Raw genomic sequence first — 11,845 nt, 5'->3', positions numbered from 1 at the left:
CACTCTCTCTTACATCAATTGTTATAGGCATCTTTTTTACCTCCTCACTTACTTTCTGTGATAGTTTCCGAAATTCAGCCAGATTCAGTAATTTTACAAAATAATCGTTTCTGGTTTTTGTCGGTAATGCAGATAATTTCTCTACAATTTTAGATATCGTGGCATCTATATTCTCTGATTTGCATAAAAGAGCCAACACTATATCCTCAGGCTTGCAGCTCTTTAATAATTCTGAGCAGTCTATGTCTCCGATATCAATTATCTCATAGAAATAGGTTCCTACCGTGGTCTTCATGTTGTGAGGCTTATTGCCTACATATAAAACAATTTGCCTGGGTAATACCCCAAACTGGCTAAAAATCAGGGCAGAGTAAAGATACATCCGCATCAACATCGTACTGTCGTTAGTGCTCTGAATTTCGATGTGTAAAATACTGCCATCAGGCAGCTCTACAATCAAGTCAGGAAACCGATACTGAATATCAACAAGTGCTACATCAAGAAATTTCCCCGTATCAAATCCGGTTAAAAATTTAAGTAACCCAACCGGTATATCCTTAAATAGTTTTCTTAATGTTAAGTCAAGTTGCTGATGCATCCCCGCCTCTTTATCTCTTAATATAAATCGACTACGATAACTTAAAATAACATAACTGGAGTGATTGTGTGTCATTTTTGTTTTGCTAAAAACCGGACATTTTCACTTTTCTATTACACTGAGCCACCCGAAATCCGATATAATTTTCTGCTCAAAATCCACTTTTAGCGGGCTATCGGTTTTTCTATATCGGATTTCGGGTCAAATTTATTTATAGACTTTTTTACTCAAATATAGTACACTTAACAAGATGCTCAAGTTTTTTTACCTGATTGTTTTTATGCTGTTTCCATCTGTCTGTTATGCTTGGGGGCCTTTGACCCATACGTATCTGGCAAATGAAGTATTGTTTTTTTCATTTCTTCTGCCGCCCGCTGTCAGCGCTGTGATTAATCGTTTTAAAGAAGATTTTCTCTATGGCAACATAATAGCAGATATAGTGTTGGGGAAAAAGTATCTGCCGCAGGAAAAGAGTTCCCATTCGTGGGATTTCGGTTTCAGACTTATTGAGGGAGCTAAAACCTCACAACAAAAGGCTTTTGCATGTGGGTACCTTTCCCATCTTGCAGCAGACACCGTTGCCCACGATATTTTGACCAGAGAAAGTAAAAATATAGAACATACCCTCTATGAACTCAAAGCAGACAGCTTTATCAACAGAAAGTACTGGCTTCAGGCTGTAGCTATTAAAAAGAGTGTGCAAAAGCGCAATGATCTTTTTTTAGAGAATTCTATTTGTAAACTATTTTTGTCTTTTAAGATAAATAAGAGGATTTACAAAAGCCTTCTTTTTATGTCGCTACTTGCTACAGGCGGGGTTATAAATATTGTAGAGGGCCATATGCCTTATTCATACACGCCTCCGCGTCATATGATTGAAGAGCTTATTGAGGAGTCCCTCAGGCGCATAATAGATATTTTAAAACACGGCAAAAGCTCAAAAATAGCCGATATAAAACCATCCGGTGATATAAAACACGGAAAACTCTACAAAAGCCTTTTTTTGTAAGATGACTAATCCGGTTTAGAATTGGTATAAAAACTGTAAAGATGCCGGATATGTTAGGAAGAGTTGGGTTGATTTCTGTATCAACCGCCATAAGTCTGATTAATTCCGCTAAATACGCTGTTACTGATGTCGAAATTGTTGGGCTTGAAAATGCAGCCGGACGCATTACGGCGGCAGATATTATATCCGGTGAGGATTTGCCGGCTTTTTTACGTTCTACAATGGATGGTTTTGCCCTAAACAGTGCTGATACCTTTGGTGCCTCGGAGTCAATCCCTGCTTATTTTAATGTAAAACATGAGGTTTTGATGGGTAAGTTGCCGGATTTCATATTAAAACCTGCTGAGGCAGCTAAAATCCCCACCGGTGGAACGCTTCCCGAGGGCGCTGATTCCGTCTTAATGCTTGAGCATACCCAGAAATTAGACGATGAAACTATAGAGGTGGTAAAATCAGTTGCACCGGGTGAAAATGTGATATCAAAAGGTGATGACGTAAGAGCCTGGGAAGTTATTTTCCAAAAAGGGCATATGCTAAGACCACAGGATACCGGAGTGTTGGCTGCATTAGGGATTACCCTTGTCAGTGTGCACAAACTGCCGGTTGTTGCCATTATCTCAACAGGGGATGAAATCGTATCTCCCAAAGACAGCATTAATCCTGGGCAGGTGCGGGATATTAACACATACACACTGACGGCCCTTGTGAGAGCGCATGGGGGGGAGCCGGTAATAATGGGGATTTTCAGAGATGATTATGACACAATAAGAGAGGCTGTGCAGAAAGCGCTCAATTGCGCCGATATGGTTTTAATAACAGGGGGAAGTTCGGTGGGAACTATGGATATGACGCCTGATATTATAAATTCATTTGGAGCACCGGGGGTCATATTTCACGGGGTAGCCATAAAACCCGGGAAACCTGCTATTTTTGGTATGGCAAACGGTAAACCGGTGTTTGGTCTGCCCGGGCATCCATCGGCTGTTATGGTTGCTTTTGATGTATTTGTTAGGCGGGTTTTAAGGAGAAAACTCTCCGGTTTAACAGAGAATGGTATTTCTGAGGAGTATGCAGGTAAGATAAGAGCCCGCATAGGAAAAAACATATCATCTTTACCCGGCAGAGAGGACCACATATGGGTAAAGATGGAAAATCGGGACGGTGAGCTTTGGGCGATACCGGTTTTAGGTAAATCCGGCCTGATTGCCACAATGGCCAAAGCAGACGGGGTTATTGTTGTGGGCTCTGACAAAAGGGGAATCTCAGAGGGCGACACTGTAGAGATCAGACTTTTTCAGAAATAATGCAATTTGGTATAAATCACCTTACTTGTCCTTTTTTTCCCCTTCATTTACAAAATCTATAATACCTTTAGCGGCACGGCGGCCTTTGCTCATAGCGTGGATGACGGTAGTAAACGCCCATGAGCTTTTAGATATATCGCCACCGGCAAAGACGCCCGGGATGGAGGTCATTTGGGTATCGTCATCTACGGGGATGTAGCCGTTTTTATCGAGTTTTAGGTGCGGGGTGGTTTTTCCGATAATGGGATTAGCCATTGTACCGAGAGCATATATGACAGTGTCAACATCGAGGGTGAACTCTGAGCCTTCTATAGGGCTTACAGTGAGGCGGCCTTTGTTGTCGGGTTGTCCTTGTGTAAGTTTAATGCACTGCATTCCCTTAATCCAGCCATCCGGGGTGCCTGTGATTTCAACGGGGGCGGTTAACCATATAAATTGAATGCCCTCTTCCATGGCATGTTTAATCTCTTCCTTACGGGCAGGGCTTTCATTAACCGTTCTCCTGTAAACAATATAGACATTTTTAGTGTTAAGCCTGAGAGCGACCCTTGCGGCGTCCATTGCAGTGTTACCACAGCCAATTACGGCTATGTTGTGCCCGATGCCGACCGGAGTTGCGTGATTAGGAAAATCATAGCCGTGCATGAGATTAACACGTGTTAAAAACTCATTGGCGCTCATAACGCCGTTTAAGAATTCACCCTTTATGCCGGGGCTCTGTGGATAGCCGGCGCCGGTTCCAATAAATACGGCGTCAAAGTGGTGTTTGTGCATTAAATCTTCAATTGTGTGTGTCTTGCCGATTATCTTATTGGTTTCAATTCTAACGCCAAGGGTTTTGAGGTTCTCTATTTCTTTTAAGACAATCCCTTTGGGCAAGCGAAACTCAGGGATTCCATACATTAAAACGCCCCCGGGTAAGTGAAGCGCTTCAAAGATTACAACCTCAAAGCCGGCTTTTGCCAAATCAGAGGCACAGGCAAGCCCTGAGGGACCTGAACCTATGATGGCTGCACGCTTCCCAATGCGCTTTATTTCAGAGTTATCTTTCCAATCGTTTTTCATTGCAATGTCACCGACGAAACGTTCCAGTGTTCCGATGGCTACAGGTGCATGTTTTTTCCCAACCAAACACTTTGCCTCACATTGCACCTCCTGTGGACACACCCTGCCACAAATTGACGGAAAAAGGTTAGCCTCTGTTATTATCCTATAGGCAACCTCGTACCGATGCTTTGTAACGGCATTTATAAATCCCTTTATATTGATATTAACCGGACAGCCTGTTATGCAGGCTGGCTTTTTGCACTGAAGACAACGATTTGCCTCTGAATGGGCGGCCTTCTCATCATAGCCGGTGACAACCTCCAGAAAGTTTTTACGGCGTACTTTTGCATCCTGGTGTCCTGCCTCCGTCCTGTGGGGATTAATTGTGTTGATATTTTTCGGCTTTTCTTCTTCTACAATATTATATGTCACTGTGAGCTGTCGAACCTCTTGAGCGCTATTTTCTCGTATTTATCGAAACGCCTTTGCCGGATAAGCAATTCATCGAAATTAACAATATGGCCGTCCATATCGGGGCCGTCTATACAGGCAAATTTAACCTCATTGCCGACACTAACCCTGCAACTGCCGCACATACCGGTGCCGTCAACCATTATCGGGTTTAAAGAGACGATGGTTTTTACTCCAAATGGCCGCGTTACCTCAGCACATGCCCGCATCATAACAAGCGGACCGATTGCTATAACCAGATTAACCCCTCCGTGACTTACAAGCCTTTTAAGAGGCTCGGTTACTAAGCCTTTTTCACCATAAGAGCCGTCATCGGTGGTTACAATCAATTCATCTGAAAAATACCTGAAACGCTCTTCCCAAAAAACTATTTCCTTAGACCTGAACCCTACTATTGATATGGTGTGGTTCCCTGCTTCTTTAAAGGCACGCAACTGAGGATATACAGGGGCTACCCCTAAGCCCCCTCCCACCATTACTACGGTTCCGAATTTCATGATATGTGAGGCCTCACCCAGCGGTCCTGCCACATTTAAAATGGAATCACCCGGTTCGTATGAGGTCATCTCTTTAGAGGTTTTCCCAACCACCTGAATAACGAGAGTAATTGTACCCCTGCCGGTATTATAATCGGCTATGGTCAGGGGGATGCGCTCTGAGGTGCTGCTGTGATGGACTATAACAAACTGCCCGGGTCTGGATGCCTGTGCTATATCGGGCGCCTCTATCTCCCACATATAAGTGGTTGGAGAGAATATCTCTTTCCTAATTATTTTATACATCGTTTATGCCAATTCCTGTTGCAGCTCTATTATACTAAAATCAGATAGATATATTTCATGTTTTATTAAATTATTTTTTATTTTTTTGTTTTACTTTGTCAAATGGGGTTTTTTGTGCAATTTAAGGTTGACAACTTTATTAGTTTTAATTTATCATTTAGTTTAATCATTAAAAACTTAAGGTGGAGCAAATGAAAACCAGATATGTTACGAAAGATGAGGCAGATAGAAAGTGGTATGTGGCTGATGTCGGGGGCAAAATTCTTGGCAGGGTGGCAGCTAAAATAGCGGTATATTTAAGGGGTAAGCATAAGCCTTCCTTTACACCGAATGCCGACACCGGTGATTTTGTCGTGGTGGTTAATGCTGAGAAAGTAAAGCTTACAGGTAATAAGTTAAACGATAAGATATACTACCACCACAGCACCTACATAGGCGGCATTAAGGCTGAAGCGGCAAAAGACCGTATAAAGAGGCAACCTGGGGCTATGTTAAGAGATGCCGTGTGGGGAATGCTGCCCAAAAACAGGCTTGGCCGTGCGCTTATAAAAAAACTTAAGGTTTACGCAGGCGGTGTGCATCCGCATTCCGCACAGAAGCCTGAACTTTTAAACTTATAGTATAAGGAGACACAAAAGATGGCAGATATAAAGTATGCGGCTACCGGTAAGAGGAAGACCTCTGTAGCCCGTGTCATTTTAAAGAAAGGAACCGGAGAGATTACAGTTAACTCAAGGACTTTTGAGAACTACTTTTCCAGAGAGACACTGAGAATGATAATAAAACAGCCGCTGGAAATCACCGGCATGGTCGGCAAGTTTGATGTGCAGGCAAAGGTTACCGGCGGGGGCCCGGCAGGGCAGGCCGGTGCGGTACGACACGGTATTACAATAGCCCTGATGAAGTCCGATTCGGATTTGAGACCTAAACTTAAAAAAGAAGGTCTTGTCACAAGAGACCCCAGAGAGAAGGAAAGAAAGAAATACGGCCAGAAGGGCGCAAGAAAACGCTTCCAGTTCTCTAAGAGATAATGTTACATGTTGTAATCTGCGGAGCCAGTGGATACACCGGCGCAGAGCTTTTAAGGTTGCTTGGCAATCATCCTGATGCCGGTGTAGTGGCGGCAACATCAGAAAAGTCAGCCGGCAAACCTGCTACTGATTTGTTCCCGCATTTATTACGTTTTCGTGGGTTAATATTAGAACCTCTCAACATGGAAGCCCTTATAGATAAGGGCGACGTGTTTTTCCTTGCCCTACCTCACGGAGCCTCTCAGGAGGCGGTGAATTTTTTATTTGAACGGGGTAAGCGGATTATAGATTTATCGGCTGATTTCAGGCTCAGAGACCCGGTTGTTTACGAAAAATGGTATAAAGAAAAACATAATTATCATAGAGCTCTGTCATCTGCCGTTTACGGGCTTCCTGAGCTTTATAGAGAATCTATAAAAGAGGCACAGCTTATTGCCAATCCAGGGTGTTATCCTACATCGGCAGTTTTAGCTCTGTACCCTGCCCTTAAGCAAGACATTGTCAGTACTACAGATATAGTGATTGATTCTAAGTCGGGGGTTTCAGGGGCGGGACGTAAGGCTGACCTTGCCTTTTCCTTCTGTGAGGTCAACAATGGGTTTAAAGCCTACGGTGTGAGTACGCACAGACACACGCCGGAGATAGAGCAGGAGCTTTCAGCCATAACGGCCTCCGATGTAAGGATAAACTTCACCCCTCACCTTATCCCCGTAAATCGCGGGATGTTGAGCACAGTGTATGCAAAGCTTAAAAAGGATATATCCATTGACGAGGTGATGGAGCTTTATAACGAGACATTTAAGGATGAGCCGTTTGTAAGGGTGCTTCAAAAGGGGATGTTTCCGGATACACGGCACGTAGCCGGGTCTAATTATTGCAACATAGGGCTGTCAATAAATGCCAATAAGACGCTGATTGTAGTATCTGCAATTGATAATCTCCTAAAGGGGGCCTCCGGTCAGGCTGTTCAAAATATGAATATAATGTTTGGCTTTAAAGAAACAACCGCACTGGATAGCTTATCCCCGGTTATGCCCTAGTTGCCTGTATTCCAGGAGCTCTTTACAAAACAAGGCTACGTACATACCAGGTTGCATTCAATCGTCTAACTTCGTTGGCTTCGTCAAAAGTTCCTCAACGTACTAAACAGTACGCCTGCGTTGCTTTCTCCTTGCCGCCTGTGTTTTACTTCTGACTGCAACCTGGTATCAAACCATGCTATACCAATTGGTACTACTCCTTCTTTTTCATCAATACAAGCTGATTCAAAATGATAAGGAAAATCCCTATGGTTAATGCCGAATCGGCAACATTAAACGCAGGCCAGTGGTAGTTGCCTATATGGCAGTCAAGGAAATCAACCACGCTGCCCCGAATTATCCGGTCAAAGAGATTTCCCGCCGCTCCCCCTAAAAGCAGTGCATATGAAAGGGTTTCTTTTTTGCCGGACTTAATCAGCAATACCACTATCACCACAAGCGCTATCAGCGTTATAGTTATAAAAATCGGATTGCCAAGACTCTGAAACATGCTGAAAGCTGAACCACGGTTTCTTACACTGACTATATTAAAAAATGAAAAAACCGGAACTACCTCATAGAGGGTAAGTTTCACGGTTATCAGATATTTAGTGAGCTGATCGAATATAAAAACACACAGCGATACCAAAAAGTATGGTGACCGTTCTTTAAATAATCCCATTTGTCAGAAGTTAAAACATTGTGGAAGTTTATTAGTTAAGCACATCATGGCAACGGTTGCAAATCTCCGGTGTATCGATAATCGTTCCTACCGTCTCACTATAGTTCCAACACCTCTGGCACTTCAGCCCATCCGCTTTCAGAACCTTTACGGCAAGCCCCTTAATATCATCACTCATAAAGCAACTGTTGTCAATCTCAGAGCCATCATATTTATGCAGGAAAGCCTGAGAGACAATAAACAGTGTCGGCAGAAAACTCTCATATGCTTTAAGCAATGAATACAAGCTGTTATCGGCATAAATGAGAAGTTTTGCTTCAAGTGCGTTACCAATGAATTTCTCCTGTCTTTTAAGTTCAAGCGCTTTGTTGGCTACATCTCTAACACTAATTAACTTAGCCCAGCGCTCCTCAATCTTCTCATTCAAAAATACGCCGTCAACTACCGGAAATGATGTAAGAAACACGCTTTCCTCAGGACACATCGTAGCCCCTGCCTTTGATTTCCTCAGTGACTGCCAAACCTCCTCTGCTGTAAAGGAAAGAATCGGCGCCATCAAACGTGCCATAGATGATACTATCTGAAGCATTACCCACTGGGCTGAGCGCCTCTCTGTTGAGTCCTTTTTAAATGTATAAACCCTGTCTTTTAAAATGTCCAGATAAAATGAGCTCATATCCACTATGCAGAAATTATGTAAAGTGTGATAGACCTCGTGAAACTCAAAGCTCTCATAGGAGGTAGTTACCACCTTTTTCAACTGCTCAAGCCGGGACATCGCCCACTGGTCTGCTTCCAACAGGGATTTACTCATATCAGCGCCGTCAAAGTCTGATATATTACCCAGCAGAAATCGTGCGGTGTTGCGAATCTTTCGGTAAGCCTCGGTAAGCCGTGCCATTATCTCATTTGAAATTCGCACGTCATTTCTGTAGTCCTCGGCAGAGCTCCAAAGCCTCAGAATTTCGGCTCCGCTTTTATTAATTACTTCATCGGGGGAGATCACGTTGCCAAGGGATTTGGACATCTTCTTGCCCTTGCCGTCAACAACAAAACCGTGGGTTAAAACTGTACGAAAGGGGGCCTTGCCACGGGTGGCTGTTGCTGCAATAAGTGAGCTTTGAAACCACCCTCTGTGCTGGTCACTGCCCTCAAGATACATATCAGCAGGCCACGCCAGCCCCTTTACATTTTCTAAAACCGCAGCATGACTGACTCCTGAGTCAAACCATACATCCAGTATGTCGGTTTCCTTCTTAAATGAACCATGTCCGCACTTCTTACATGCATAACCGGCAGGCAAAAACCCCTCAGGGTTTATATCAAACCAAATATCGGAACTTTTCTCGCTAAAAATTTTGACAATCCGATCAAGGATTTCCGGCTCAGTTACAGGTTCAGAGCACTCTTTACACAAAAACACAGCAATCGGCACACCCCATGTGCGCTGCCTGGATATACACCAGTCAGGGCGATTTTTCATCGTTCCCACTATTCTGTCTTTTCCCCAGCCCGGCACCCACTGCACAGTGTCTATCTCTTTCAGACAGCGTTGTTTAAGATTACCGGCATCCATTGAGATAAACCACTGCTCGGTAGCTCTGAATATCACCGGTTTTTTGCATCTCCAACAGTGTGGGTAGGAGTGAGTTATATCAGAGGCATGTATTAAAGAGCCGTTTTGACGAAGATGCTCTATGATTTCCGCATTTGCTGCAAATACAAACTTACCTTGCAGAAATCCGGCGCTTTTTGTGAATTTCCCTGTATCGTCAACCGGTACATATATCTCGAGAGCGTTTTTTAGCCCGGCCCGATAGTCATCCTCACCATGCCCCGGCGCTATATGGACAATGCCTGTGCCGTCTGTAACCGTTACGAAATCACCGGTTATTACGGTTGAAAGCCTCTCTATAAAAGGATGATGAGCTTGAAGGCCTGCTAATTCAGAGCCTGTTACAGATTTTTGCACTTTGCCTGTAAGTCCTGTTTCCCCTGCAATTTTTTCGATAAGTTCCATTGCCACGATGTAGAATTGTTCATTGTTTTCAAGGACAGCGTATTTAACATCTGGGTCAACGGCAAGGGCTAAATTAGCTGGAAGTGTCCACGGTGTGGTTGTCCAGATTACAATATAAATATCCTTATTTTTAAGGTCAAGTTTTTCGGTACTATCTCCTGTAAGTTTAAATTTTACGTAAATTGAGGGTGATTGCTTCTCAGCATACTCAACCTCGGCCTCAGCCAGAGCTGTTATACATGATGAGCACCAGTGGACGGGTTTTCGTCCTCTATAGACATATCCGTTTTTCAGAAACTTGAAAAACTCCCCGACTATTGCCGCCTCATAACCATATGTCATTGTTATGTAGGGGTTAAACCAATCGCCAAGTCCGCCAAGCCTCATAAACTCATCCCGCTGGATATCAATGAATTTACCGGCATATTCCCTGCAAAGTTTTCTCTTTTGTTGTATGGTAATTTCGTGTTTCTTGCTTCCGAGGTTTTTGTCAACCTGAAGTTCGATGGGAAGACCGTGGCAGTCCCAGCCCGGCACATATGGGCTAAAGTTTCCTTTCATGGAATTAAACTTAACAATTATATCTTTAAGAATTTTATTTAAGGCGTGTCCTATATGGATGTGTCCGTTAGCGTAGGGTGGGCCGTCATGAAGGATATAAGGTGGATTCCCTGAGTTTTTCTTCAACATTTTATTATAAAGACCGGTTTCTTTCCAGAGAGTAAGAAATTCAAGTTCTCTCTTTGAGAGGTTGGCTTTCATCGGAAAGTCCGTCTCAGGTAAATTGAGCGTATCTTTATAATCCGTTGCCATAACTTTGGATTCTAACCTACAGACTGTTTTTATGTCAAGAAATAAAAAGATATCCGGAAAACCGACATAGAGGTAAGCAAAACGAGTAAAGGAGTTAAATTAAAGGAGATAATAAGAAGTAATACCAAGTTGCCTGTTCCCAGCTGCCTGTGATATACTTAATAAATGCAGCTTGGTATGAAATATATTCCTGTTTAAATTAAATTCGCATGATGTTAGCTATGATAGAGGAGGAGGATACCAATGCGATGGAGAAGCGTTACACTTAATATTCTCGATGAGCAAAGGAAAATTTTAAAAGAACTCGGCTTGCAGTTTGCCGGAGAGATAGAAAACAGGGGGACAGCTGATAAAAAAATCCTTGAACCGCTAAAAGAAGAGCTTTCATACATCATCAACTCCAACTCTGAGGTCAAAGCCATTGTCAAAGATGCACTTGCAACCGGCAATCATTACACTCTGCGGCTCATTGACTTCGACAGCGAAATCCTGAACCTCCCGTGGTCAATGGCTGAGGAATCAGAGACAGACACTCCGCTAGGCAGTATCGAAAGCCTCCATATATTAAAGACGCCGGCTGCTGTAATTGATAAAAACTTATCAGATTTTACACCGCATATAGCGGCACCGTTAAAAATCCTGATTATGATTTCCTCCCCGCTTGATTTGGATTACAAATCACGGCTTTCATACGAACAAGAAGAGTATGATATACTGAAAGCCTTCGAGCCGCTTCTTAAAACCGGCCATGTCGAAATAGACTACACAGACGACGGTTGAAAAGTCTCCAGATTGTCAAACACCAAAACCGGATTAGATTCTTTTGTAAAAGCTCTTAATAAAGCATTAAGCCTGTCTAATGGTTCTCGAATTGACTTTGCAGAAATTGTCAAATTAATCAATGCAATTTCACCGGTATCTGTCATCGCACTTTCAATAGTTTTTATAACATCGTCAATTGTATTCACCTTATCAGTGATAATAACCGGAACCGTTTTAGCCGGATTTTTACTAACCGCCCGTTGAACCATATATTCAGCCATTGTGCTTTTACCAACCCCGCCCTGGC

12 protein-coding genes are annotated in these 11,845 nt (G+C 43.1%); 6 read left to right on the top strand and 6 right to left on the bottom strand.

Annotation, left to right across the window (positions count from 1 at the left end; genetic code table 11):
• Positions 1-598: hypothetical protein (locus H7844_15545; protein ID MEO5358694.1), on the bottom strand; the 598-nt coding region annotated here is incomplete at its 3' end.
• A gap of 316 nt (positions 599-914) precedes the next feature.
• Here H7844_15545 and H7844_15540 point away from each other — a divergent pair.
• Positions 915-1,607: a zinc dependent phospholipase C family protein gene (locus tag H7844_15540; GenBank protein MEO5358693.1), complete on the top strand. Its 693-nt coding sequence runs from the start codon at positions 915-917 to the stop codon at positions 1,605-1,607.
• Positions 1,608-1,657: 50 nt separating this feature from the next.
• On the top strand, positions 1,658-2,911 hold the full coding sequence (locus tag H7844_15535; GenBank protein MEO5358692.1) for a molybdopterin molybdotransferase MoeA: 1,254 nt from the start codon (positions 1,658-1,660) through the stop codon (positions 2,909-2,911).
• Between the two features lie 21 nt (positions 2,912-2,932).
• Here H7844_15535 and gltA read toward each other — a convergent pair whose 3' ends face one another.
• Together gltA and H7844_15525 are read right to left on the bottom strand one after the other, a co-directional pair.
• Positions 2,933-4,351, bottom strand: a complete 1,419-nt coding sequence (gene gltA / locus H7844_15530) for an NADPH-dependent glutamate synthase (GenBank protein MEO5358691.1) — start codon at positions 4,349-4,351, stop codon at positions 2,933-2,935.
• Between the two features lie 35 nt (positions 4,352-4,386).
• Positions 4,387-5,211, bottom strand: a complete 825-nt coding sequence (locus H7844_15525; protein MEO5358690.1) for a sulfide/dihydroorotate dehydrogenase-like FAD/NAD-binding protein — start codon at positions 5,209-5,211, stop codon at positions 4,387-4,389.
• 191 nt (positions 5,212-5,402) lie between these two features.
• Here H7844_15525 and rplM point away from each other — a divergent pair, with 191 nt between their 5' ends.
• The 3 genes from rplM to argC are packed head-to-tail and all read left to right on the top strand — an operon-like array spanning position 5,403 to position 7,282.
• On the top strand, positions 5,403-5,831 hold the full coding sequence (gene rplM / locus H7844_15520) for a 50S ribosomal protein L13 (protein MEO5358689.1): 429 nt from the start codon (positions 5,403-5,405) through the stop codon (positions 5,829-5,831).
• Between the two features lie 18 nt (positions 5,832-5,849).
• Positions 5,850-6,242, top strand: a complete 393-nt coding sequence (gene rpsI, locus H7844_15515) for a 30S ribosomal protein S9 (protein MEO5358688.1) — start codon at positions 5,850-5,852, stop codon at positions 6,240-6,242.
• Positions 6,242-7,282, top strand: a complete 1,041-nt coding sequence (gene argC / locus H7844_15510) for an N-acetyl-gamma-glutamyl-phosphate reductase (protein ID MEO5358687.1) — start codon at positions 6,242-6,244, stop codon at positions 7,280-7,282. Before rpsI ends, argC begins: the two co-directional genes overlap by 1 nt.
• A 193-nt stretch (positions 7,283-7,475) precedes the next feature.
• Here argC and lspA read toward each other — a convergent pair whose 3' ends face one another.
• Complete coding sequence (gene lspA / locus H7844_15505) at positions 7,476-7,943, bottom strand: signal peptidase II (GenBank protein MEO5358686.1); 468 nt, start codon at positions 7,941-7,943, stop codon at positions 7,476-7,478.
• A gap of 31 nt (positions 7,944-7,974) precedes the next feature.
• Positions 7,975-10,776: an isoleucine--tRNA ligase gene (ileS, locus tag H7844_15500; protein ID MEO5358685.1), complete on the bottom strand. Its 2,802-nt coding sequence runs from the start codon at positions 10,774-10,776 to the stop codon at positions 7,975-7,977.
• 243 nt (positions 10,777-11,019) lie between these two features.
• Here ileS and H7844_15495 point away from each other — a divergent pair, with 243 nt between their 5' ends.
• A complete protein-coding gene (locus tag H7844_15495; GenBank protein ID MEO5358684.1) occupies positions 11,020-11,556 on the top strand; it encodes a hypothetical protein in 537 nt (178 codons plus the stop codon).
• Here H7844_15495 and H7844_15490 read toward each other — a convergent pair.
• Positions 11,538-11,845, bottom strand: a 308-nt coding sequence (locus H7844_15490; GenBank protein ID MEO5358683.1) for a hypothetical protein, incomplete at its 5' end; no start/stop codon positions are given. The genes H7844_15495 and H7844_15490 overlap by 19 nt on opposite strands.

This window comes from Nitrospirae bacterium YQR-1 (assembly GCA_039908095.1).
Lineage (GTDB): Bacteria > Nitrospirota > Thermodesulfovibrionia > Thermodesulfovibrionales > Magnetobacteriaceae > Magnetomonas.
Note: the sequence above shows the minus strand (reverse complement) of the source record. Positions and strands in the feature narration are given on the sequence as shown.